The sequence below is a fragment of the Sorangium sp. So ce367 genome (assembly GCF_051520455.1).
GTDB classification, from domain to species: Bacteria; Myxococcota_A; Polyangia; order Polyangiales; family Polyangiaceae; genus Sorangium; species Sorangium cellulosum_B.
The window spans coordinates 2,254,745-2,279,965 of sequence record NZ_CP150334.1; the positions used below are offsets into that span (position 1 = coordinate 2,254,745).

Here is a 25,221-nt window from a genome sequence, read left to right on the forward strand (position 1 = left end):
TCCGCGCCCGCGCGCCGTTCGCGCTACCGGCCTGTCCCGATCACCTCGCGCCACCGCCCTTGCGGGTCACCCGCGGCAGCGCCGTCCTCGTCTCCGGCGCGAGATCCAGCGTGTCCCGCTCCCCGGCCGCGAGCCGCAGCGCGCCCGCATACGCGATCATCGCCCCGTTGTCCGTGCAGCTCGCGAGCGGCGGCACGAACAGCGCGAGGCCCCGCCGCTCGCACGCCGCGGCCATCTTCGCGCGGAGCCCCTGGTTCGCCGCGACCCCGCCGCCGAGGACCACCCGCCCGATCCTCTCGGCCCGCGCGGCCCGCACGGTCTTCTGCACGAGCGCGTCGACAACGGCCCCCTGGAAGGCCGCGCACAGGTCGCGGAGCGCCTGCCCCTCCGGCCGCCCCCGCTTCGCCACGTGCCGCGCGACCGAGCTCTTGATGCCCGAGAAGCTGAACTCCAGCGACTCCTTGCGCGCCATCAGCGCCGGCACCGCGTCCGCCGCGGCCGCCGCGTCGCCCCCGGCCGCGAGCCGATCGACCACCGGCCCGCCCGGATACCCGAGGCCGAGCAGCTTCGCCACCTTGTCGAACGCCTCGCCCGCCGCGTCGTCGCGCGTCGCGCCGAGCTCCCGGATCGCGCCGATCGCCGGGCCATCCACCCGGTAGATGGCCGTGTGCCCGCCCGAGGCGAGCAGCGCCACGTACGGGAACGACGGCCGCTCGCGCTCGTCGGAGAGCGGCGCGCCGCCGCGCCGCAGGAACACCGCGAGCAGGTGCCCCACGAGGTGATCGACGCCCACGAGCGGCTTGCCCGCGGCCCACGCGAGCCCCTTCGCGGCCTGCAGGCCGACGAGCAGCGCCCCGGCGAGCCCCGGCCGCGACGTCACCGCGACGCCGTCGAGATCCGCCACCGAGACGCCCGCGCGCGAGAGCGCCTCGCGCACCACCGGGACCACCGCCCGCGCGTGATCGCGCGCCGCGACCTCGGGCACGACGCCCCCGTAAGGCGCGTGCAGCGCCACCTGGCTGCGCACGACGTCGGAGAGGACGTCGCCTCCCTCGGTGACCACCGCCGCCGCCGTCTCATCACACGATGTCTCGATCCCTAGAACCCGCATGTCCCTGTCCGCCGCGTCAGCCTGAAATTGCCAAACACCTGCCGCTGCCCCGCCGCATCCGCCTCGCCCGGCGCGAGCGGCGCCCGGCCAGGCCGGAGCAGGCGCACCTCGACCGACGCGTCCGTGCGCAGCGACAGCACCGCGAGCATCGGCTCCGTCTCCGGCTCCGACGCGTCGACCGCGTAGATCGCGTTGCGCTCCCGGCCCTCCCCGAACTCCAGCCGCGACAGCGGATCGTGGGCGAGCGCGCCGATCGGCCGCAGCGGCGCGCCGTCGAGGAGGCGCCGCTCGGCCGTGGCCCCGTCGGGCGCCTCGTAGGTCCACAGCGCGCCGGGCGGCTCCGCCCTGTCGAGCGCGTCCGCGTCGAGCGTGAGCCGCATCTGCACCCGCGGGCTCAGGCCGGCGCGGAACGCGCCGCCCAGCGTGATCGCGCCGCAGTACGCCTCCCCGTCGGCCGTCGAGAACCGGCTCAGGTCGTCGCAGCCGGCCGCCCCGCCGGCGCTCATCGCGCCGGCGAGGGCGAGCGGCGCGAGCCGCAGCGCGCGGCGCCGCGGCCCGGGCGGAGAAGCGCGGCTCAAGGCGCGGCGCTCCGCATCAGCTCGGCCGCGGTCTGGCGGACGCGCGGCTCGGGATCGCTCGCAGCGAGCTGCCGGAGCACCGGCGCCGCCGCCGCGCGGTCCGCGGAGGCGAGGGCGCGGGCCGCCGCCTCGCGCACCAGGGCGTACGCGTCGGCGCGGGCCGCCCCGCCGAGCGTCTCGGCTACCTGGCTCGGCCTGCCGCCGCCCGCGCCCCCGCCCGGCGCGCCGAGCCGGCCCAGCGCCTCCGCCGCGCGCACGCGCAGCGGCCAGCTCGACGAGGTCCGCAGGAGCTCCGAGACGGCCGCGATCGTCGGCCCGTGCCGGACCGCGCCGAGCGCCGCGAGCGCCGCGCGCCGCACGCTCTCCTCGGGATCGCCGAGCGCGTCGACCACCGCGGCCTGCGCCTCCGGCTCGGGCCGGGTCGCGAGCAGCTCGACCGCGCGCGTGCGCACCTCGATCGCCGGGTGCCGCACGAGCGCCACGAACCCGCTCACGACCGCCGCCGCGATCCCCTCGACGGCGGCCTCCACCTGCCGCCTCGGCTCCGGGGCGAGCGCCGCGCGCCCGTCCGTGAACGGCGCGAGCCCGAGCGCCGCGACGCCCCCGCCGGCGCCGGGATCGCCGCCTGCCCCGCCCGACACGGCCGCGCCGCGCGACAGGATCGCGTCGGCGACGACCAGGGCCCGCTCGGGCGACGTCGCGACCGCGGCGACCGCGGCCTTCTGCAGCGCCGGGCCGAGCGCCACCAGCGCCGCCGCGCGATCCTCCGGGCCGGGCGGATCGGGGTCGAGCCCCGCGAGCACGTCCTTCACCGTCAGCGCGCCGTCCGGCACCGGCAGCGGCTCGCGCGCGCGCGGGTACGCGCGCCGCGTGAGCGCGACCGCCGCCGAGACCGCGGCGGCGCGCAGCCCCTCGTCCGACGAGAACGCGCCGGCGGCGATCGCCTGGGCGGCCCCGCCCGCGGCGACCGCCTCGGCCTCGCCGGCGCCGCCGCCCCCGGGTCCCGCGCTGCCGCCGCCGCCGAGCCGCGCGAGCGTGATCAGCGCCGCGCGGCGGAGCTCCGGCTCGCTCGAGTCGGCGAGCGACATGAACAGCGCGGGCCCCTCGCCCCCGCCCGCGAGCTCGCCCAGCGCGCGGACCGCGGCGGCGCGCGGCACGGAGCCGGCCTCGGGCGCCCTCGCGACCGCGGACAGCGCCGCCGCGTGCTTCCGGTCGTGCGTCAGCCCGAGGCCGACCGCCGCGAGCGCCCGCACCTCCGGCGCCGGCGACGACAGGAGCCGCGCGAGCAGCGCCACCGCCTTGGCCGCCGGCCGCCCGCCGCCCGCCGCGAGCCGCGCCACGCCCCAGGTCGCGGCGACCGCGACCGCGTCGTTCGGCAGCACGCTCGCCGCCGCGTCCCGCGGCGCGAGCATCTGCTCGTAGCGCTCCAGCATGGCCGGGTCGCGCAGCGCGCCGCACGCGATCATCGCGCGGGCGCGCAGGCCCTTGTCGGCCTGGCCTACCGCGAAGTTGTAGAGCGCCGGCCCGGCGCCCTTGTTCTCGACGTAGGCCAGCACCTCGATCGCGACCTTCTGCTGCGACTCCTTCTCGTCCGCGAGCGCGTCGAGCAGCGGCTTCACCGCGCGGGCGCCGATCTTCGCGAGCTCCGCGCGCGCCGCCGCGCTCGCCGCGCGGCCCTCGCCGCGGACCTTCTGCATCAGCGGGAAGGTCATCGCGCCGTAGAGCTCCACGAGCAGCCGCCGGTAGAGCGGCTTCTGCGGGTTGCCGACCGCGACCGGCAGGAGCTCGCGCTCGAGCACCTCGAGCGAGCCCCTGCCGAGGTTCACCTGCATCGACATCCGCGCCGCGCGCGCGACGAGCTCCTCGTCGTTCGACGCCCTCACCACCCGGCGGAAGAGCCGGTCCGCCTCCTCGGCCTGCCCCGCGGTGAGCAGCAGCTCGGCGAGGTCGAAGTACACGGGGAACAGCCGGTCGTTCTTCGCGAGCGCCTGCCGGTACTCGGCGATCGCGCGCTGGAAGTCCTGCCGCCGGCGGTACATGTCGCCGAGCTTCTGGTGGCCGCTCGCGTCCTCGGGCGAGAGCTCGACGGCCCGCGCGGCGTACCGTATCGCGTCGTCGTCGCGGTACAGCTCCGCGGCGTACTGCGCCATGCGCTGGTAGAACTCGCGGGCCCGCTTCGGGTTCACCTCGACGAGCTTGCCCAGCACGTCGATCGCGCCGAGGAGGTTCTGCTGGAGCACGAGCACGCGCTCCAGCGCGAGGAGCGAGTCCTCGTCGCCCGGCGCGGCCTGGACCAGCCGCCGGAGCGTGGCCTCGGCGTCGGGCAGCCGGTGCAGCTTGCGCTGCACCTCCGCGAGCAGCCGACCCGCCTCCAGGTCGGGCGGGGTCGCGTTGAAGCGCGCGGCGAGCGGCGCGACGCGGCTCGGCAGCTCGTGGGTGAGCGACCAGAGGCTGACGATGTGGGTGCGCGCCTCGCGCGCGAGCAGCTTGTCGTTGCCCGCCCCGGCGAGCAGCTGCTCCCAGAGCTCGCGCGCCTCCGTGTAGCGCGGCCCCGCGTTGCCGAGCGCGCTCGCCGTGCGCTCCAGTGCGATCGCGAGCGCCTTCTTGTAGCGGCTGTTCGCGGGCTCGAGCTGCGCCGCCTCCCGGAGCGCGGCGAGCGCCTCCGCCACCATGTCGTGGTCGAGGTACACCTCGCCGAGCGTGGCCGCGGCGCGCGCCCGGCTCGGCACGACCTGCTTGATGCGCGCCCACGTCTCCAGCGCCTTCTTCTTGTCGCCGGCCTGGAAGTACCGGTCGCCCAGGTCGACGAGGTGGCTCGGATCGCCGCCCGCGGCCGCGGCGAGCCGCTGGAGCACCTTGAGGGCCCGGTCCTTCTCCTCCACCCGCTCGTAGAAATCGGCGACGGCCGCGAGCGTCTCGGCCTCGTCCGCGACGCGCCCCTCGAGCTGGGTGAGCAGCGCGAGCGCCTTGGGCCGGTCGCCCCGCTGGATGAGCGTCTCGCACAGCTCGAAGACGAAGTCCGCGTTGCCCGGGGCCGCCTTGATCAGGAGCTCGTACTCGCGGATCGCGGCGTCGAGCTCGCCGGCGGTCTGGAGCAGGTGGACGAGCCGGAGCCGCGTGTCGATGTGCTTGCCGTCGAGCGCGAGCGCCTTCCTGTAGATCCCGATCGCCTTGTCGACGTCGCCGGTCTCCTCGTACAGGGCGCCCAGGGTCGCGAGCCGCTGGAAGTCCTGCCCCCTCTCGGCCTCGAGGATCGCGATGAGCTCCGCGAGCTTGCCCTCGGCGCGGAACGCGTCGGTCATGATGAGCAGGATCTCGGCCCGCACCCCGGCGGCGCTGCCGGCGATGGCGAGCGCCCGCTTCAGCACGGCGAGCGCCTCGTCCATCTTCTTCTGCTTGGCGAGCGCCTGCCCGAGATCGCGCAGCGCCGGCGCGAGCGCCCGGTTGTCGCCGGCCGCGGCCTTCACGAGCTCGCGGAACTCGGCCTCGGCGCGCGCGTGGTGCCCGCGCGCGGAGAGCTCGCGCCCGAGCTCGGCCTTCACGAAGAGCGAGCCCTGCGCGTTCTTCACGAGCGCGTCGTGCTGCGCCTTGGCCGCCTCGAAGTCGGAGAGGTCGAGGCAGAGCGCGAGCAGCGTGCGCCGGGTCTGCTCGACGTCCGCGGGGACCTTGAGTAGCGGCAGCGCCTTCTCGTAGTGCCCGCGCGCGCGCGCCTTGTCGCCGCGATCCGCCTCGAGCTGGGCGAGCGCCATCATCGCCGCCGGGTCCCCGGGCCGGTCCGCGATGGCGGCCTCGTACGTCTTGATGGCGTCGTCGTAGCGCCCGTCCTGCTTGTAGACGCCGGCGAGCACGACCTTCGAGGCCCAGGCGTCGGCCCCCGGCTGCGCGGCGCGGCGCTCGAACTCCTCGACGAGCTTCTTCAGGTTCCCGTCGCGCTCGCGGTAGAGCTGGGCGAGGCGCTGGAGCGGGAAGGGCGCGCTCGGCTGGCTCATGACGATGGCCGTGTAGCGCGCGATCAGCGCGTCGCTCGACGGGCCGCCCCGCTTCCCGTCGCCGGTCTCTGCCGGCTCCGGCTTCGCCTGCGGCGGCTTCGCGGGCTGCGGCCGCGCGGCGGGGCCAGGCCTGCCGCCGCCGGGCTTCGGGGCCTTCGGCCTGGGCCGCTTGCCGCGGCCGGACGGATCGAAATCCGCGGCCTCGGCGCGCGGGATCGCGAGCGTCGCGGCCGCGGGGATCAGGACCGCGAGGCAGCCGGCCAGAACGTGGGATCGCACCTGGGTAGGGTAGATCGACGGTGCGCGGCCGGCCACGCGGAGCAGCGGCGGCGCCGGGAACGGGCGCGATCGGGGCGGCGCGGATGCCGGACATGCGAGGCCGCTGAGCTCAGCAGACGACTTTCCAATTCCGGCCGGGCGCTTGACGCGCCGGGGGCGGCCGGGGACAGTCCCCCGCGCGCTCTGTCTGGCAGCGTCGACACCATCACGTCGAGCGACAGCCCCCTGCGCGCCGCGAGTCGCCATGCCCTTCGTCCCCGCCCTCGGCCAGTCCGATTTTCGCGAGCTCCGCCATGCGGGCGCGGGTTATGTCGACAAGACACCCTTCATAGGACAGCTCCTCGCCGATCCTGCGCAGGTCGTCCTGTTCCCGCGACCGCGCCGCTTCGGAAAGACCCTGAACCTCTCCACCCTCGCGTATTTTATCGGGAAACGCGACGAGGACCTCTCCCCGCTGTTCCAGGATCTCGCCGTCTGGAACGACCCGGCGGCCCGTGAGCATTTCCAGCGGTACCCCGTCCTCTTTCTGACGTTCAAGGACATCAAGACCCTCTCTTACGAGACCACGCTGGACGCGATTCGCACGGAGGTTCAGCGCCTCTACAGCCAGCATCAACACCTGCTGAAGAGCGACGCGCTCCGCCCCGATGAGCGGCGACATTACGAGCACATGCTCCTCGGCGAGATCTCCGAGGAAGACTGCCGTGGCTCGCTGAGAGAGCTCTCCGATTACCTCGCGCGCCACCACGGTCAGAGGGTGGCCATCCTGATCGACGAGTACGACACCCCCATCCAGTCCGGGTACCTGAACGGCTTCTTCGACGAGGTGACGCTGTTCTTCCGGAACTTCTTCTCTGCCGCCCTCAAGGACAACCCCTCTCTCTTCAAGGGGGCGCTCACGGGGGTGCTGCGGGTCGCCCGGGAGAACCTCTTCTCCGGCCTGAACAACGTCATCGTGTCGTCGATCCTGAGCGATCGCCGCTACGCAACGTCGTTTGGCTTCACCGAGGCCGAGGTCGCCAGCGTCCTGGAGCAAGCGCGGCCCGACGGCGTCTCCGCAGCGCAGCCGGCGCCGCTCCCGGACCCCACGCTGCCGCGCCTCGAGGAGGTACGCGCGTGGTACAACGGATATCGCTTCGGCGGCGAGGTCATCTACAATCCCTGGTCCATTCTCAACTGTGTGGCCAGCGGCGCTCTCCGGCCGTACTGGGTCAACACCGCCTCGACCGAGCTCCTCCAGCACCTCATCGCCCGGCGGGGGCTCGGGCTCTCGAGCGAGACCGAGGCGCTCCTGCGCGGCGAGCCCGTCGAGGCGCGCATCGACGAGAACATCGTCTTGCGCGATCTGGACCAGCAGCCGGAGGCGCTGTGGAGCTTCCTCCTCTTCTCCGGCTACCTCACGACCACGGCGGTGCGGGAGGAGCTCGGCGAGGTCACCGCCTCGCTCGCCATTCCCAACCTCGAGGTCCGCGTCGCGTACCGCGATCTCTTCCGCTCCTGGCTCCGGCGCGGGCTCCCCGAGCGGAGGCACGCCGAGGCGCTGATCCGCGCGCTGCTCGGCGGCGACGCCCCGTCGCTGGAGGCGCTGATCGAGCGGCTGCTCGTCACGGTGATGTCCTATCAGGACCCCGCCGGCCGGGAGCCGGAGAAGCTGTATCACGGCTTCATCCTTGGCCTCCTCGTGCAGCTCGAGGGTGATTACGACGTTCGCTCGAACCGTGAGTCCGGCCTCGGCCGCGCGGACCTGCTCGTGCGGCCGCGCGCGCCGGGCCGTCCAGGCGTCGTGCTGGAGCTCAAGGTGCCACAGCGAGGCGAGACCCCGGAGCAGGCGCTCCTCGCCGCGGCGCGGCAAGTCCGTGATCGCCGTTACGCGGTCGAGCTGGTCGCCGCCGGCGCCGCCCCCGTGCATGAGCTGGTCGCGGTCTTCGACGGAAAGCGCGCCTGGGTGAGGCTGGTCGATGAGGTCCTCCCCGGCGCCAAGGACGGACACCCGCAGGGCTAATCGACTCGGGCAGACGTCGGGCACATCGCTGTTCGTTGTGGTGAGGCGCACTACCTCGGATCCGCCCTCGCCGCGAGCTCACCGCGCTGCGGTCCCTGACGTTGCCTTGCTTACAGCACAATTTGCTGACGGGGAGCGCTGCAGTTCTGGATATCCTCGGTCGCTGCGATGAGCTCGTCCGAAGCACCCCACAGGCGAGCGCTGCGGCTCTCTGAGTCGTCTCAGGGGTACCGCTGATGCGCGCTGGTGACATCGTCGCCGACCGCTTCGAGATCGAAGGGCACGCGACCTCCGGCGGCATGGCGCAGATCTTCCGCGCCCGCGATCGGCTCACGGGCGAGCCGGTCGCGCTGAAGATCCTCCAGCGCACGGGCCCGCAGGAGTCGCACCGCTTCCGCCGGGAGGCTCACGCGCTCGCCGCGCTCCGTCACCCCGGGGTCGTCGGGTACGTCGCCCACGGCACGACCGAGGGCGGCGAGCTCTACCTCGCCATGCAGTGGCTCTCCGGCGAGACCCTCGCCGAGCGCTTGCTCCGCGAGCCGCTCACCGTCCCCGAGAGCCGCTCGCTGGGCGTGCGCGTCGCCTCCACGCTCGGCGCCCTCCACCGGCTCGGCATCGTCCACCGCGACCTCAAGCCGAGCAACCTCCTGCTCGTCGGCGGCTCCGTCGACGAGGTCACCCTGCTCGACTTCGGCGTCGTGCGCGTCGCGGACGCCGGCCAGGAGCTCACCATGCCCGGCGTGATGCTCGGCACCCCCGGCTACATGGCCCCCGAGCAGGCGCGCGGCGAGGTCGCCATCGACGCCCGCGCCGACGTCTTCGCCCTCGGCTGCATCCTCTACCGCTGCCTCACCGGCCGGCCCCCGTTCGTCGGCAACGACGGCCTCTCCGTGCTCGTGAAGGTCCTCCTCGAGGATCCGCCGCGGCTCCGGGAGCTCCGCGGCGAGGTCCCGGCCGCGCTCGACGACCTCGTGACGCGCATGCTCGCCAAGGCCCCGCGCGACCGCCCCCGCGACGGCGCGGCCGTGGCCGCCGAGCTCGGGTCGCTCGGCGATCTCGCGCCGGCCTCGCGGCGCGGCCTCCCCGTGCCCATGGGCGGCCCGACGCCCGAGCTGACGACCGGCGAGCGCCGGATGATCTGCCTCCTCCTCGCCCGCGACGGCGCGCTCGACAGCGACGCTACCCGGTCCGAGGGCGAGGACGCGCTCCGCGTGCGCGCGCTCAGCGCCCTGGCCGAGCGCCACCAGGGCCGCCTCGAGATCATCGAGGCGCGCTCTCCCGTCGTTGTGCTGTCCGGCCTCGTCGCGCCGACCGATCTCGCCGCCCGGGGGGCGCGGTGCGCGCTCGCGATGCAGGTGCTGCTCGGGGGAGCGCCCGTCGCGCTCGTCTCGGGGCGCGCCGAGATCACCGCCCGCTCTCCCATCGGCAAGCTCATCGATCAGGCCGCCGCGCTGCTCGCCGGCGACGAGGCGCGGCTCGGCGTGGTCCGCATCGACGAGGTCACGGCCGGCCTGCTCGGCGCGCGGTTCGATCTCGGGTCGGATCACGCGGGCCATCTCCTGCGCGGCGAGTGCGACGACCTCGAGGCGGTGCCGCGCCTCCTCGGCAAGCCGACGCCGTGCGTGGGCCGTGACCGCGAGCTGTCGCTCCTGGAGGCGACGTTCGCCCAGTGCATCGAGGAGCAGACCCCGTCCGCGGTGCTGGTGACGGCCCCCGCCGGCATGGGCAAATCGCGCTTGCGCGTCGAGCTGCTCCGGCGCCTCCGGGCGCGGGACGAGCCGATGGCGGTCTGGATCGCGCGCGGCGACCCCATGAGCGCCGGCTCTGCCTTCGGCCTCCTGGCGCAGGTGCTCCGCCGCGCGCTCGGCGTCGCCGACGGCGCGCCGGCCGCGGCGGTGCACCGCAGGATCCGCGAGCGCGTCGGTCACCACGGCGAGCGCGGCGCCCACGTCGCGCCCTTCCTTGGCGAGCTCGTGGGGACGCCCTTCCCGGACGAGGCCAGCGAGGCGCTCAGGGCAGCGCGGCGGAGCTCCGTGCTCATGGGCGATCAGCTGCACCTCGCGTGGGAGGAGTTCCTGCGCGCCGAGTGCGCGGCGCAGCCGGTGCTGCTCGTCCTCGAGGACATGCACTGGGGCGACCTGCCCACGGTCGGCATGATCAACAGCGCCCTCCGCAACCTGCGCGACGCGCCGCTCATGGTGCTGGCGCTCGGCCGGCCCGAGGTGCGCGAGATGTTCCCGAAGCTGTGGGCCGGCCGCGGCGTGCAGGAGATCGAGCTCACGGGGCTCTCGCGCCGCGCCAGCGAGCGGCTCGCGCGCCAGGCGCTCGGCGGCGCCGTCACGGAGGAGATCATCGGCACGCTGATCGAGCGGGCCGACGGCAACGCCTTCTTCCTGGAAGAGCAGATCCGCGCTGCCGCCGAGGGGCGAGGGGCCGCGCTGCCGGAGACGGTGCTGGCGATGGTGCAGGCGCGGCTCGAGGCGCTCGATCCCGAGGCGCGGCGTGTCCTCCGGGCGGCGAGCGTCTTCGGCCAGAGCTTCCGGCCCGCCGGCGTCGCCGCGCTGCTCGGCGGCGCCGACGCCGAGGTGGCGATCCGGCTCGCCGAGCTCGTCGAGCGCGAGGTGATCACCCCGAGGCGGCCGCCTGGCCGGGGCGGCGCGCCTGGTGAGAGCCTCTCCTCCACGTCGTCCGCGTCGTCCGCGCGCGGGCCCGGGGGCGGGCCCGAGCGCGAGGCCCCGCCGGCGCGCCGTGCCGGGGCGCCCGAGCCTGGCCCTCCGATCGACGCGGGCGCGGACGACGCCGAGTACAGCTTCCGGCACGGCCTTGTGCGGGAGGCGGCGTACGGGGCGCTGACGGAGTACGACCGGCGGCTCGGCCACCGGCTGGCGGGCGAGTGGCTCGAAGGGGAGGGGAAGGGCGACGCGGCGCAGCTCGCGGAGCACTTCGAGCGCGGCGCCGAGCCGGGGCGCGCGGCGGCGTGGTACCGGCGCGCGGCGGAGCAGGCGCTGCGCGGCAACGATCTCCTCGCCGCGATCCGCCGCGCTGAGCGCGGCCTCGCGTGTGGCGCGACCGAGGCAGAGGCGGGCGGGCTGCTCCTCGTCGACGCGGAGGCCCGCGTGTGGCGTGGCGATTTCGCCGTCGCCGAGCAGCGCGCGCTCGACGCCGTCGCGCTGTTCGAGCCGGGCTCGCCGTCCTGGTACTCCGCCGTGACCTGGGTGGTCACGGCCGCTGGCAAGCAGGGGGCCTTCGATCGCGTGGAGTCCTGGGTGGCGACGGCGCGGGGCGCGTCGCCCCGCGAGGGCGCGCTGACCGGGAGGGACGTCTGCCTCGTCGAGGGGGCCAACTGGCTCGCCTTCGGCGGCCGCTACGCGGTGGCGGACGGGATCATCGAGGCCCTCGAGCGCAGCGGGGAGGAGGAGCGGCCGCTCGACGTCGAGGTGCTCGCCAGGCTCTACGAGGCGCGCGCCATCCGCACCATGACCTCCGGCGATCTCGGCGCCTGCCTCGACGGCATCGAGGCGGCGCTCGAGGTGTTCGAGCGGAGCGGCGATCGCCGCAACGCGTGCTCGCTGCGGGTGAACCTGGGCGCCATCACCATGGAGCTCGGGGACTACGAGGGGGCCGAGGCCGCGCTGCGCGCCGCGCTGCGCGCGGCGGAGCAGATGGAGCTCACGGATCTGGCCGCGGTCGCCCGCACCAACCTGGGCAACGTGATGAGCGCCCGCGGCAATCTCGACGAGGCCCGGCGGGTCCAGGCCGAGGCGATCGCGACGTTCCAGCGGCTGGGCGATCCGCGAGCCGAGGGGATCGCCCGCGCCTACCTGGGGAAGGCGGCGCTGCTCGGCGGCGATCTCGGCGCCGCCGAGGCCGAGGCCCGCGCGGCTGCGGAGCTCCTGCGAAGCGCGCCGCCGATGCGCGCGGCGGCGTGGGCCCTCTCCGCGCGGGTCCTGCTCCGGAAGGGCTGCGCCGAGGAGGCGCTCGCGCTCTCCGGCGATGCGCTCTCCCTCCTGGAGTCGCTCGGCGCGGTCGAGGAGGGCGAGTCGCTGATCCGGCTCGTGCGGGCCGAGGCGCTCTTCGCGAGCGGCCGGCAGGCCGAGGCGCTCGACGCGATCGCGCGGGCACGCGACAGCGTGATGTCCCGTGCCGGGCAGATCTCGAATCCTCGCTACCGGGAACGGTTTCTGTCTGCGCTCGACAACGGCGAGACGCTCGCGCTCGCGGCGCGCTGGCTCGGCGACCGAGACGCTCCATGAACTCGCGCTCCGTTGCACGTGGGATTCCCTGCTCGCGGCTCTTCCAGGTGCCGTGCGCTGCCCACGAGCGCGCCTGAACGACCGTTTCCTCGCCGTTCTCACGACGTCACCGCAGGCGCGGAATTTTAGGGTTCCTCCGTAAAAGTCGTTGAGGAAATTCCTGATGCGTGTTTCATTTGTGAGGAGGGGGCTATGCAATACCGTTTCAAACTCGCAATCTCGTTCCTGGGCCTGTCGTGCGTTCTCCCGGCCTGTATCGGCGAGGCTGACCCCCTGGAGGCAGCCGGCGGCACGGCGGAGCAAGAGATGGTGACGCGGAATGCGTTCACGAAGGAAGCGCTCGTGGAGAGTGCGTTCGCGACAGACTCGCTTGCTACGGAAGCGCTCACTGGCAACCCGCTGACGAGCGACGCAGTCGCGAGCAGCAGTGATGTCATGAGGGCGCTGCGCGATCCCCTGGCCCGCGAGTTCTTGACGTACGTGGCGAGCTGCGCGCTCCCGGCGGGGCAATCCGTGCAGGTCTCCCTGGACGGCGAGACCTATACCTTCGAGGGGAGCATCGGTCTTGCGCTCGAGTGGGGCCGAGCTCATGGGAAGTGCAACGCTCACTGCCAAGGCTGGGTCTCGGCCTGCATGCTGGCCAGGATCAACGATGTCGGGCAAAGCGTGCCCCTCTCGATGCGTGGCAAGCACAAGGCCCTTGACTCGGATCAAGCGGAGCGGGATGCCTTCCCTCAACGGGAGGGAGCCTATTTCGGCGACCTCTTCGCGCCGGAGCAGCGCCGGTTCGCGTGCAAGTCGCCCGGCTCGACGCTCATCAGCCGTGTGTGCGGCGGGACGGGCGTCGACACGCAGGGCTGCATCGTCGACGTCCTCGGCGACTGCGACGACATCTGCGGCGCTCCGACGTCGGACGGCAGCTTCCCGAACTGCGTTGGCGGTGGCCATACGACGCCGACGACGGTGACCGTCTTCCGGGAGTAGCCGGTCCGGGGTTCCGTCGCCTCGGGCTGACCCGCTGCGGGCGCCTCCCCGCGACGGCTCGCCGCTTTCGTACTATGGTCGCGCCGCCATGAAACGAAGGCTGCCCGCCCCGCTCGCCTGCCTGCTGCTCGCCGCCTGCGCCTCCTCGGAACCCCGACCGAAGGAGCCGCTCGGCCAGATCCCGGAGGCGACGACCACGGCGAAGCCCGAGTGGCTTCCCTTCCGCATCCGCGCCGGCAAGAGCGTCGCCGCCGATCCGCGCGAGAAGCACTTCGCCGAGCTCCGGCAGCTCACCTTCGGCGGAGAGAACGCCGAGGCCTACTGGTCGCCCGACGGCAGGAAGCTCGTGTTCCAGTCGACCCGCGACGGGAACAAATGTGACCAGCAGTACATCCTGGATCTGGAGAGCGGCGAGGTCCGCCGGGTCTCGAACGGCCAGGGCAAGACCACCTGCGGCTACTTCCTCTTCCCCGCGCCCGCGGCCTCCGCCCAGGCGCGCGTCCTCTTCGCCTCCACGCACGCCGCCGGCGAGGCGTGCCCCCCGAAGCCCGACCACTCGCAGGGGTACGTCTGGCCGCTCGACGAGTTCGACATCTACACCGCGAACGCCGACGGCTCGGAGCTCCGCCCCCTCATCCAGGGCAAGGGCTACGACGCCGAGGCGACCGTCGCGTTCGACGGCTCGCGCCTCGTGTTCACGAGCACGCGCGACGGGGACATCGAGCTCTACACGGCGAAGCTCGACGGCTCGGACGTCAAGCGCATCACGAGCACGCCCGGCTATGACGGCGGCGCCTTCTTCTCCCCCGACGCGACCAAGCTGGTCTGGCGGGCGAGCCGCCCCACCGGACCGGCGCTCGACGACTACCGCGCGTTGCTCGCCAAGGGGCTCGTGCGGCCCAGCGCGCTCGAGATCTTCGTCGGGGGCGCCGACGGGCAGAACCCGCGCCCGGTGACGAGGAACGGCCGCGCCAACTTCGCGCCCTACTTCCTCCCGGACTCGCGGCGGATCCTCTTCGCCTCCGATTTCAGCACCCCGCAGGGCGCCCGGGGCATGCCCAACTTCGACCTCTACCTCGTCGACTCCGACGCGCCCCCGGCGGCGGACGGCGTGCCGCCCGTCGAGCGCGTGACCTTCTACGAGGGCTTCGACAGCTTCCCGATGTTCTCGCCGACCGGCGAGCACGTCGTCTTCGCCTCGAACCGGTACGGCGCGAAGCCTGGCGAGACCAACCTGTTCGTCGCCCGCTGGGTCGAATGACCGCGCCGCCGTCGCGGACCCGCGCGCCGCTCGCGCTCGCGTCGGCGTACGCGCTCGCGGGCTGCTCGGGCGCCCCGGCGCAGCCGCCCCGCCCTGCCGAGGCCACCCTCCCGTCGCCGGACGCCGCGGGCGCGGCCTACACCTCGCCCGCGCGCTGGAGCTACCATCCGGCGGCGCCCGACGCCGCGGTCGCGTGGGCGCCGTTCGCCGGCGCCGGCTGCGTCGTCGTCGCCCAGGGAGGGCAGCGGTGGACGGTGACGCCCGATCCACGGGCGTCCACGCCGCCGCCGAGCGCCGCCGGGCCCGATGCGCAGGCCGCGCGCTGCGCCGGCCAGGGCAGGACGAGCGCCTCGCCCGCGCCCGAGGAGCTCACCGCGATCGTGCGGCGCTCGCCGGCCTCCTGGATGTTCGTCGGCGCGAGCGGCGCGATCTACGAGGCCTCCTCGCCGCTCGGCCAGCTCACGCGGGCGCTCTCTCCGCCCGAGCCGCTCCTTCAGGTCGCGGGCGCCGGCGGCTCGCTGATCGGGGTGACCCGGGGCGGCGGGGTGCTCCGGTGGCGCGAGGAGCTCGGCTGGAAGCCGGTGCTGCTCGACGGCGCCGCGGGGCAGGGCGGGGCCCCGGCGCGCGCCTTCGGCGTCGCCATGGCCGACGGCGGCCGCGCGCTCGTGCTCGCGCTGCCGGAGGCGCTGTTCGCCAGCGAGGACGGCGGGGGCACCTGGTCGCGGGCGCCGCTCCCGACGATGGGCCTCTCGCGGGTCGGCGCCCTCGGGGGCGAGCTCCTCGCCGAGGGGCTCCTCGCGTCGGCGACCTGGGATCCGCGGCGCACGCCCGCGTTCTCCCGCAGCGCGGCGACGCTCCCGCGGGCCGACGTCGAGCTCGACGTGACGACCCCGCGCGTCCCGTCCGCCTCCGCCGTGTCGATCGGGCGGGCCGCGATGAGCGGCGATCGCTACGTCGAGGCGGTCCGCCCGGAAGACGCCGGCGCGCCGTGGCTCTTCGCGAGCGGCCCCATCGAGGGGCCGCTCAAGGAGGCGGCCATGCCGGGCACGGGCGACTGCGGGAGCATCAAGCTCGGCGCGAACGGCCGGCGCGTCGTCGCGGTGTGCGCCGAGCCGGACGGCGATCGCGTCGTGGCGCGGGTGCTCCGCAGCGACGATGGCGGCGGCGCGTGGTCGCCGGCCGTCACGCTGGAGACGCCCGACATCGACCAGGTCGGCGTCGCGGTGGCGCCCGATGGCGCGGCGCTCCTGACCGGCGTCTGCAAGCCGAGCGACGGCGCGGACAGCTGCAAGCCGACCGCGCCGCTCCTCCTGTCCCACGACGGCGCCCACGACGAGGATCGCGCCGCGGTCGCCCTCGCGGCGGCCCCCACGCTCGGCGCGCCCGCCGTGTTGCCCGCGTTCTCGGCGGACGGGCGCTCCGCGTATTTCCTCGGCTTCCGCGGCAAGGACGAGCGCCTCGCGCTGTTCGTCTCGCACGACGGGGGCGAGACCTTCGCGCCGCGGCCGCTCGACGCGACCGCCGCGCTGCCCGCCCCGCAGGCTGACGGCGCCGAGGACGAGGACGAGGAGGGCGGGCCGGGCGACGGTCCCTCGCCGGAGGGGTTCGAGGTCGTCGAGGAGAGCGCGCTGCGCCCGGCGGAAGACGGCGCCGTCGGCCTGCTGCTCTCGGAGCGCGGCTCGCTCACGTACCTGACCGCCGACGAGGACGGCCGGGTGCTCACGGCGACGACCCCGCCGGAGAGCGCGGCGCTCGCCGGCTTCGGGCGGCGCGTGCTCGCGCTCGCGTCGCGCGCGCGCCCGAGCGGCGATGACGTCGCGGCGCTCTGGGAGTCGCTCGACGGCGGCGTGAGCTGGGCGGAGCTCCCGGAGATGCCGGCGCTCTCGCGCGAGGTCTCCGAGGCCCAGCTCACCATCACGTGCGGCGCCAGCGGCTGCCTCTTCGGCGACGTGGCGACCCGCGTCGGCTGGGGCGGCCTGGCCGACGGCGCGCTGTCGCGCGCGCCGGATCCGGCCCCGCGCGGGCAGCCTTCCGCGCGCACGCCCATCATCTGCGAGACGCTGTCGTCCTCGAAGTGGACGCGCGTCGACCATGTCGACTCGAGCGGCCTCGGCCTGCCCGACGGCGACGAGCTCTTGCGCGGGCGGTCGGTGTGGTCGTTGCTCACGCGCGCCCCGAACGGCGCCGTCGACGTCGTCTCCGCGATGCTCCCCGAGTCCGGCGCCGGGGAGGCGCGGGTCGTCACGCGATCGCTGCTGCCCGCGGTGCCGGCGGGGCTCGGGCGAGCGCGGGTCGCGACCAACGTCACCTCCCAGATGGAGGGTTACGCCGTGGCGCGCCTGCGGATCCCGGGCGGCGCGGCGGCGCCGGGGGCCCCGATGCGCAACGTCGAGGTCGCCTGGGAGAACTGGATGGATGGCACCTCGGGCCGCGGCACGATCCCCGACGCCGGCCCGTTCGAGCTCGGCGACGTGAAGGTCGTCCCCGAGGCCGCGCGAAAGCCGCGCGCGGGCGCCCGGCCGCAGGCCGGCCCGGGAGGCGCGGCCTCGCGCCGCGCGCCGCCCCCCGACGACTTCTTCGATCCCGCGCTCCTGTCGGTCTCGCTGCGCGGGCTCTTCATCAGGCCGCACTCCGGCAGCGCTCAGTCGGCGCTCACGTTCTTCTACGAACCGCCGGGGAAGCTCCAGCGCTTCGACTTCCCGTCCTGGCCCGCGTCGGGCCTTCACGGCAGCCTCGACGTGCGCGCCGACGCGGTCCTGGCGGACGGCCAGCCCGTCGGCGTGGGGATGGTCCGGCAGGCGTCGAACGGCCCGACGATCGGGATGCTGCTCGCCCACCGCCCGGCGCCTCCCGCCGGCGCATCCGCCGCGCCGGGCTCGGGCGCCGCGTGGGCGATCGATGCCGTCTCGGTCGCTCCGCCGGCGGACCGCGATCGGATCGTGCACACCGACTGGACCTACGCTGGACGGTCGATCGGCGTGGCGACGCTGGTCGCCCACCCCGGGCACGCGGCGGCGTGGTCGATCTTCCAGCCGTTCCGCGGGGATGGCACGCTCGGCCCCGCGCTGCCGCTGCCGACGCCGTTCGACCTCGGAGACGCGCCGCGCCCGTGCTCTGCCGCCGAACGCGCGGCGACCGCGCGCCAGGAGGCGCCGCTCTTCCTCGGGAGCACGGCGTTGTTCCCGGGCACACGCCACCCCGTGCTCGTCGTGGACGCCGCTGGTCCCTCCAGCCCGCCCGAGTTCACCGTGCTCCTGACCGCCACCACGGTGCTCCACGGTACGCCTGCCGCGCCGTGTGTTGCGGGCTGGGAGGCGCGAGCGATCGGGCGGGCGCCCCGCTCTGCGATCATCCCGGGCGATCTCGCCCAGGCGTGGTTGTTCCGGCCCGCGGCGGCCTCGGCGGTCGCTGTGGGCGGATCGAGCGGCCCGGCCGTCGAGCTCCGCCCGATGGTGTGCCGCTTCGATCCCGGCGCGGAGATCCCGGAGGCGGTATGGAGCGAGCCGGGCATGGCGCAGCCCGCGCGTTGAACGACGGCGGAAAAGCAAAAACGACGAATGAAACGAAGCTGACGGTGAGATGAAACGATCCCGGATCCTGGCTCGCGGTAACCTTCTAGCGACTCGCGTGTGCGCTTCGGCGCTTGCGTTCGCGGTCCCTGCGGCGATAGCCTGGCCTGCCTAAACGGGAGGCGGCATGATCCGGAAGCGACGGCGGTTCGAGCTCAGGAAGACGCTGTTCCTGCTTCCGAACCTGATCACCCTCTCATCGATCTTCTGTGGCTTCGACTCGATCCGGCGCTCCGCGACCGCGCAGTCGGAGGATGATTTCTACCGCGCCGCGCTGCTGATCGTCTTCGCGATGTTCTTCGACACCCTCGACGGGCGTGTCGCGCGGATGACGAAGACCCAGAGCGCCTTCGGCCTGCAGATCGACTCGCTGGCCGATATCGTCTCGTTCGGCGTGGCGCCGTCGATGCTCGTGTATCAGTGGACGCTGCACCGCTTCGATCTCGCGGGGCTGCTCGTGTCGTTCATCTTCACGGCCTGCGGCGCGGTCCGGCTGGCGCGCTTCAACGTCCTCTCCATGGGGGAGGCGGGCAAGCCCACGAAGCCTTCGAAGTACATCGTCGGCCTCCCGATCCCGGGCGCGGCGGGCATCCTCGTCTCGATCGTGGTCGCGAACCACGCGGCCGCGGGCGAGATCGGCGGCGAGCGCTACGCGTCGGCGATCCTCGTCACCACGACGATCCTGTCGCTGCTGATGGTCTCGACCATCCGGTTCCGCTCTTTCAAGGATCTCCGGCTCAACGTCCGGACGGTGCTCTTCGTGGCGTTCGCTGTCGGGTCGAGCGCGGTGATCTCGACGCAGCTCCAGCCTGCGTTCGTGCTCGTGTGGTTGCTGGGTTTCTACGTGCTGCTCGGGATCTTCGAGTCGCTCTGGCACCTGCCTGCGCGGCTCCGCGGCCTGCGTCGGGACTCGGTGCCTCCGCCCACGGTACCCCCTGCGGCCTGAAGCGCCTGCGTCCTGAAGCGCCTGCGGTCGGCACCTGCGGCCGGCGCCTGCGGCCTGATGAAGCGCGTCGGCTCGGGCTCACCCCTGGTGGCCGGCATCGCGACCCAACCGCTCCGGCTCATTTTTGAGTAGACTGCGTGCGATGAAGAACCGCGTGTTCTTTCCGCAGGCCGCGCTCGACGACTGGATCGCGAGCGACCGCGTCGATCTGAACAACGACGAGCTTCTGATCAAGACCGAGGGCCGCCGCTACAAGATCATCGAGGCGATCCGCGTGCTCCGCGAGGTGACGGGCTCGGCGGACATCCACGAGGTCCTCGGCAGGGTCAAGACGCGGGCGTTCCTGCGGGAGCTCGGGGCGGAGATCCTCGAGGGGTCCATGATCATCGGCGACAACGCCTACGACGTGATCCCGGGGTTCATCGGCGCCCCGGTGGGCACGTTCGCCGAGCACCGCAAGGCCGCCCCGGCGGGGACAGCGACCAGCAGCAGCCCGACGAGCGACGAGGAGCTCCTGGCCGCGTTCCTCACCAGCAAGGTGTAGCGGCGCCGCGCCCGGTCGCTTCCGCGCGCCACCCGCGGTGGCGAGGCGCTGCCGATACGGTCTCTCGCGCCCGCCCCTTCCGGCGCATCCGCGCTGTCGGGCCTCGGCCTACGAGAGTACGCTCCCGCCTCTGCGGCCGGCGGGCCATCCCCGGTGAGGCAGGCTATAACGGGGCCATGCCCGAGGTCATCTCCGGGATCAGCTTCGCGCTCGCCCTGCTGTTCTACAGCTTTGCCAGCGCGCTCTTCTTCCTCGACGTCGCCCGCAGCCGCGCCCGGCTCCCCTCCACGGGGGACCTCGCGGGCCTCTTCGGCGCGGGGGCGCGCGTCCACGACCCCGGCGCTCGGCCGAGCGCTGCGGTCGCTGCCTCCGTCTCGCGGCACGCGCCCCTGCTGCTCGGCCTGGGCGCCCTCGGGCACGCGACCTACGTCACGCTCGCCAGCTTCGTCGCGCGGGTCTGCCCGGTGCACTCTGTTCATTTCATGCTCTCGGTCGCGTCCCTCCTCGCGATCGCCGTTTACCTCGTCGCCCGCCATCGCTTTCGCATCGACGCGCTCGGGCTCCTCATCGGGCCGCTCGGGCTCGCCTTCCTGCTCGGCACGTTCTTCCTCGGAAAGCCGCACCCCGAGCCGAAGCTCAGCCCGCTGTTCATCGCGGCGCATGTCATGGCGAACCTGCTCGGGATCGCCCTCTTTCTGCTCGCCGGCGCCTCTGCCGCGCTCTACCTCGTCCAGGAGAAGCGGCTCAAGCGGAAGCGGCATCTGGAGCGCATGGGCAACCTCCCGCCGCTCGACACGCTCGACCGCGCCGTCCATCGCTTCCTGAGCGCCGGCTTCCCCTTGCTGACGCTCGGCATTGTCACGGGGACGTACTGGGCGCACCGGCTCGAGATGGGCAACGCCGAGGAGGTGATGCGCGCCATCTTCGGCTACGCCACATGGCTCCTCATCGCGCTCGTGCTGCTCTTGCGCGCCGCCGCCGGCTGGCGCGGCCGCCGCGCGGCGTACGGCACCATCGCGGGGCTCGCCTGCGCCGGGGCGGTGCTCATCATCTATCTCATCCGTCCCGCCTCGGGGCTCGGAGGCTAGCGCAGGTGATCTTTGTCGGGCTCTCCCACAAGACCGCGCCCATCGAGGTGCGCGAGCGGCTCGCGATCGGGCGGGATCGGCTGCCCGAGGTGCTCGCGCGCCTCACGTCCCACCCTGCCATCGGCGAGGCGCTCGTCCTCTCCACCTGCAACCGCGTCGAGATCTACGCCTCACCCCGGCAGCAGGCGCCCGCGCCGCCCCGCCCCGGGAGCGCTCCGCCGCCGTCCGACGAGGAGCTCTCGCGCGACAACGAGGCGCTGCGCGCCGCCGTCGCGACCCTCGTCGGCCTCGGCGGAGACGCCGTCCGGGCTCACCTCGCGGGCCGCGTGGGGAGCGATGCCGTCCTCCACCTCTTCCGCGTCGCCGCGTCGCTCGACTCGATGGTCGTCGGCGAGCCGCAGATCCTCGGACAGATGAAGGAGGCCATCGAGGTGGCCCGCGGGGCGAAGGCCCTCGGCGCGAGGCTCGGCCGCGCGGCCCACCGCGCCATCAAGGTCGGCAAGCGCGTGCGCACGGAGACGGCGATAGGCGCCGGGCAGGTCTCGGTCTCCAGCGTCGCCATCGATCTCGCCCGCCAGATCTTCGCGGATCTCGCCGGTCACACCGCGCTGCTCATCGGCGCCGGCGACATGGCCGAGGCCGCCTCGAAGCTCCTCGTCCGCGCCGGCGCCCGCCTCATCGTGGTCAACCGGAGCCCGGACCGCGCCGCCGCGCTCGCCCGCGAGGTCGGCGGCGAGCCTCGCCCCTGGGCCGACCTCGAGCGCTCCGTCATCGACGCCGACATCGTGATCTCGTCGACCTCGAGCCCCAATTACGTGGTCACGCCCGACCTCGTCCGCCGAGCCCGCAAGGCCAGGAAGGGCAGGAGCCTGTTTCTCATCGACATCGCGGTCCCGCGTGACATCGACCCCGCCGTCAACAAGCTCGACAGCGTGTACCTCTACGATGTCGACGATCTCTCGCAGATCGTGGCGCAGTCCGTCGAGGGGCGCGCCGCCGAGGCGGCGCGGGCCGAGGCGATCGTCGCGGACGAGGCGCAGGCCTTCGAGGCGTGGACGCTCGAGCGCGCCCTGACGCCCACGATCGTCGGCTTGCGGGCCCGCACGCGATCCATCCTCGCGGCTGAGGTCGAGCGCAGCCTCTCCGGCAAGCTCCGGCACCTCGGCGTGGCCGAGCGCCAGGCCCTCGCGGTGATGATCGACGCCGCCACGAACAAGCTGCTCCACGTGCCCACCACCCGACTCCGCGCGATGGCCAGCGATCCCCGCGTCGCCGAGCACGTCGACTCGCTCCGGGAGCTGTTCGACATCGACGGCGCGCCGTCCGAAAACGCCGCCGCCTCGGCGCTCGCCGAGGGGGAGCTCCGCGTCGCGGTGGACGGGCCTCCCACGCCTCGCTCCGCCCGCGGGGCAGCGCCTCCCGCCTCCGGCGCTCGAGGCGGTGCCTCGCCCCGGCACGCCGATCCGCGCCCCCAGGCTGCCGAGGACAACGGGGTGTACGCGCGGCAGCCCGGCGGGCGCCCCGCCGAGGCGGGCGTCATGGCCGTCGCGAATCCTGCCGCGGCCGTGAGCGCAGCTGGGCTAAAGGGAGCGTGATGCCCACGGAGCTCACCCTCGCCACGCGCCGCTCGGCGCTCGCCCTCGCCCAGTCCCGCGCCTTCGCTCGGTCCCTCGAAGCGGCGGTGCCCGATCTCTCCCTGCGCGAGCTCGAGGTGGTGACCTCGGGCGACAAGACGCAGGATCGCTCGCTCCAGGACATCGGCGGCAAAGGGCTGTTCATCAAGGAGCTCGAAGAGGCGCTCCTGGACCGGCGCGCCGACTTCGCTGTCCACTCGATCAAGGACGTCCCCGCCGAGATCGCCCCGGCGCTGTGCCTCGCCTGCATCCCCGCGCGGGAGGACCCTCGCGACGCGCTCGTCACCCGGAGCGGCGCTTTGCTCGCGGAGCTGCCGGCGGGCGCCCGGGTCGGGACCTCGAGCCTCCGCCGGGCGGTCGCGCTGCGCGAGGCGCGCCCGGATCTCGTGATCGAGCCGGTCCGTGGCAACGTCGACACCCGGCTCCGCAAGGTGTTCGACGGCGTGTTCGACGCCGTGGTGCTGGCGCTCGCCGGCCTGAAGCGGCTCGGCCTCGAAGGCCGCGCCACGGAGGTGCTGTCGCCCGAGGTGTCGTTGCCCGCGATCGGACAGGGCGCGCTCGGCATCGAGTGCCGCACGGCGGACGACAGCGTGCGTGACGTCCTCGGGACGCTCGCGGACGCCGAGACCACGATCTGCGTCTCTGCCGAGCGAGCCGTGATGGCCGCGGTGGAAGGCAGTTGCCGGACGCCGGTGGCCGCCTATGCGGTGCGGGACGGCGACGCGATATGGCTTCGGGCGCTCCTCGCCGAGCCCGACGGCTCCCGGTTGCGAAGGGCGGAAAGGCGCCTGTCGTGGCCCGGCAACACGCACGAAGCCGAGCGCCTCGGGGCGGACCTCGGGGCGGAGCTCAAGAAGGGTTGAGGCGTGTAACTCGACTGGAAGGCTGCCACATCCAGAACATTTCTGGTGTGGAATTGATAAGGGCTCTCCGTACCACGCCGGGATGAACGGTCACCTGGCGATGGGATCGCCAGCGCTCGGCGCGCCGGCGCCTCCAGGCGGAGCCCGTCGGCCCGCGCCTCGCGCGCCGCCGCCCATGACCGGCGCGCGTTCGCCGCGCGCTTCCCGCGCGGGCGCGACCGTGCGAGACGACAGCCCGCCGGCGGTTTCCCGCCGCCCAGCGCTCCATGCCGGGCTACGTCGCCCTCGTCCTCCACGCTCACCTGCCGTACGTGCGTCACCCCGAGCACGTCCGCTCCCTGGAGGAGCGCTGGCTCTTCGAGGCGCTCTGGGAGTGTTATCTCCCCCTGCTCGGGGTCCTCGATCGCCTCGCCGCCGACCGCGTCGTCGCCCCGCTGACCCTCTCCGTCTCGCCGTCGCTCCTCGCGATGCTGCGCGACGAGCTGCTCCTTCGCCGGTTCGAGGACCACCTCCGCCGGCTCACCGCGCTGGCGGCCCGGGTCGAGGCCCGCTTCGCCGGGAGCGGCTTCGCCGAGGCCGCCGCGTTCTACCGCGCGCGGCTCGCGGACGCGGCGAGCTCCTGGGACGCGCTCGGCGGCGATGTCCCGGGCGCCCTGGTGCGCCACGCCGGGGCGGGCCGCGTCGAGCTCCTCACCACGGCCGCGACGCACGCGTACCTGCCCGGACTGCTCGCCACGCCGGCGTCGATCCGGGCGCAGCTGCGGCTCGGCCGCCAAGCCTTCGCGGCCTTCACCGGCGCGCCCGAGCCTCGCGGCCTCTGGCTGCCCGAGTGCGCTTACGCGCCCGGCCTCGACGCGGATCTCGCGGCGGCGGGCGTCCGCTTCACCGTGCTCGACGCCCACGCGCTCACGCTCGCCGCGCCGCCTGCGTCCGCGGGCGCGTCCGTCCCGGTGCTCTCGCCTGCCGGCCTCGCGTGCTTCGGGCGCGATCGCGACAGCGCGCGCGAGGTCTGGTCGCGCGACGCCGGCTATCCGGGTCACCCGGTTTACCGCGAGTTCTACCGCGACGTCGGGCTCGACCTGCCCGAGCGCGAGCTCGAAGGGGAGGTCGGTCCCGACGGCACCCGGCTCATGACCGGCCTCAAGCTTCATCGCGTGACCGGTCCCGGCCCCGACAAGGCGCCGTACGACCCGGCCCGCGCCTCCGCGCAGGCGCGCGCGCACGCCGCGGACTTCGTTGCCCGCCGCGAGGCCGCGCTCGCGTCGATCCGCGGCGTGAACGCCCCGCCTATCCTCGTGGCCCCCTACGACGCCGAGCTCTTCGGCCACTGGTGGCTCGAAGGGCCCGAGTTCCTCGAGCACGCCCTGCGCCGCCTCGCGGCCTCGGATCGCGCCGTTCCGATCGCGCTCGGCGCGTACCTGGAGCGCCATCCGCCCGTCGAGGTCGTGGAGCCTGCCGCCTCGACGTGGGGCGAAGGTGGGTTCGGCGCCTTCTGGACGGGCCCGAGCGCGTCCTCCCTGTGGCGCCACGCGCACCACGCCGAGCGCGCCGTGCTGGGCGCGCTCTCGCGTTGCCGCCACGCGGGCGGCCTGCCCGGCCGCGCGCTGGACCAGGCGATCCGCGAGCTCCTCCTCCTTCAATCGAGCGACTGGGCCTTCATGATGTCGGCCGGGGAGATGGCTTCCTATGCGGAGGCGCGCGCCCACGCCCACGCGACCCGCGCCCGCCGCCTCGCGTCCCTGGCCCAGCAGTCCACGGCCTCGCCCTCCGACGTGGCGTGGCTCGACGCGCTGTGCGCGCTCGACCCTTTCCTCGCCGAGCTCTCGGGCCCTGCGCTCCGAGGCGCCTTCGACCCGTGGCGCTGAGCCGGCGTTCCTCCGCGCCGCTCGCGTCCGGATCTCCCGCGCTCCAGGGGCAGATCTCTTTCCGGTAAAGAAGGATTAAGTTGTGTTAAAATATTGTGCCAAGGTACTTCGCATGATCGCCGACCGTCCTCGCCACGGCGGTCGACTCTGTGGGAGGGCGTGTGCGCCCCGCGGCGGTGCCCTCGGCGCCTCTTTTCGGGAGGGTGACCCGCGATTCACCCGCCCGTTTCATCGCCGGCCGCCGGCCGCGCGACC

The 25,221-nt window shown here is 74.1% G+C and carries 14 protein-coding genes; 11 read left to right on the plus strand and 3 right to left on the minus strand.

Annotated elements, in window-relative coordinates; genetic code table 11:
• Positions 1–40 precede the first annotated feature (40 nt).
• Genes tsaD through WME97_RS08655 form a run of 3 tightly spaced genes read right to left on the minus strand, consistent with a single transcriptional unit; the run spans position 41 to position 5,957 of the window.
• Positions 41–1,111: a tRNA (adenosine(37)-N6)-threonylcarbamoyltransferase complex transferase subunit TsaD gene (gene tsaD / locus WME97_RS08645; protein ID WP_437551054.1), complete on the minus strand. Its 1,071-nt coding sequence runs from the start codon at positions 1,109–1,111 to the stop codon at positions 41–43.
• Positions 1,099–1,689, minus strand: a complete 591-nt coding sequence (locus tag WME97_RS08650; RefSeq protein ID WP_437551056.1) for a hypothetical protein — start codon at positions 1,687–1,689, stop codon at positions 1,099–1,101. Before WME97_RS08650 ends, tsaD begins: the two co-directional genes overlap by 13 nt.
• Positions 1,686–5,957: a HEAT repeat domain-containing protein gene (locus WME97_RS08655; protein WP_437551058.1), complete on the minus strand. Its 4,272-nt coding sequence runs from the start codon at positions 5,955–5,957 to the stop codon at positions 1,686–1,688. Before WME97_RS08655 ends, WME97_RS08650 begins: the two co-directional genes overlap by 4 nt.
• A gap of 244 nt (positions 5,958–6,201) precedes the next feature.
• Here WME97_RS08655 and WME97_RS08660 point away from each other — a divergent pair, with 244 nt between their 5' ends.
• From WME97_RS08660 to WME97_RS08710, 11 genes are all read left to right on the plus strand, one after another.
• Positions 6,202–7,959, plus strand: a complete 1,758-nt coding sequence (locus WME97_RS08660; protein WP_437551060.1) for an AAA family ATPase — start codon at positions 6,202–6,204, stop codon at positions 7,957–7,959.
• A 236-nt stretch (positions 7,960–8,195) separates the two neighbouring features.
• Positions 8,196–12,212: a protein kinase domain-containing protein gene (locus WME97_RS08665; RefSeq protein ID WP_437551062.1), complete on the plus strand. Its 4,017-nt coding sequence runs from the start codon at positions 8,196–8,198 to the stop codon at positions 12,210–12,212.
• Between the two features lie 435 nt (positions 12,213–12,647).
• Positions 12,648–13,196 carry a hypothetical protein gene (locus tag WME97_RS08670; RefSeq protein WP_437551064.1) on the plus strand — a complete coding sequence of 183 codons (549 nt, stop codon included), beginning with the start codon at positions 12,648–12,650 and terminating at the stop codon, positions 13,194–13,196.
• 88 nt (positions 13,197–13,284) lie between these two features.
• Positions 13,285–14,457: a TolB family protein gene (locus tag WME97_RS08675; protein ID WP_437551066.1), complete on the plus strand. Its 1,173-nt coding sequence runs from the start codon at positions 13,285–13,287 to the stop codon at positions 14,455–14,457.
• Positions 14,454–17,987 carry a hypothetical protein gene (locus WME97_RS08680; protein ID WP_437551068.1) on the plus strand — a complete coding sequence of 1,178 codons (3,534 nt, stop codon included), beginning with the start codon at positions 14,454–14,456 and terminating at the stop codon, positions 17,985–17,987. Before WME97_RS08675 ends, WME97_RS08680 begins: the two co-directional genes overlap by 4 nt.
• A 166-nt stretch (positions 17,988–18,153) precedes the next feature.
• Positions 18,154–18,972 (plus strand): CDP-diacylglycerol--serine O-phosphatidyltransferase, encoded by an 819-nt coding sequence (gene pssA / locus WME97_RS08685; protein ID WP_437551069.1) that lies wholly within the window; start codon positions 18,154–18,156, stop codon positions 18,970–18,972.
• A 142-nt stretch (positions 18,973–19,114) separates the two neighbouring features.
• Positions 19,115–19,516, plus strand: coding sequence for a hypothetical protein (locus WME97_RS08690; RefSeq protein WP_437551071.1), 402 nt, complete (start codon positions 19,115–19,117; stop codon positions 19,514–19,516).
• A 176-nt stretch (positions 19,517–19,692) separates the two neighbouring features.
• The gene (locus tag WME97_RS08695; protein ID WP_437551073.1) at positions 19,693–20,604 is read left to right on the plus strand and encodes a cytochrome C assembly family protein; all 912 of its coding nucleotides are present in this window, start codon (positions 19,693–19,695) and stop codon (positions 20,602–20,604) included.
• A gap of 5 nt (positions 20,605–20,609) precedes the next feature.
• Positions 20,610–22,199 (plus strand): glutamyl-tRNA reductase, encoded by a 1,590-nt coding sequence (gene hemA, locus WME97_RS08700; RefSeq protein WP_437551075.1) that lies wholly within the window; start codon positions 20,610–20,612, stop codon positions 22,197–22,199.
• Entirely contained in the window at positions 22,196–23,101 is a 906-nt protein-coding gene (gene hemC / locus WME97_RS08705) for a hydroxymethylbilane synthase (RefSeq protein WP_437551077.1), read from the plus strand. Before hemA ends, hemC begins: the two co-directional genes overlap by 4 nt.
• A 266-nt stretch (positions 23,102–23,367) precedes the next feature.
• The gene (locus tag WME97_RS08710; RefSeq protein ID WP_437551079.1) at positions 23,368–24,966 is read left to right on the plus strand and encodes a glycoside hydrolase family 57 protein; all 1,599 of its coding nucleotides are present in this window, start codon (positions 23,368–23,370) and stop codon (positions 24,964–24,966) included.
• Positions 24,967–25,221: the final 255 nt, after the last annotated feature.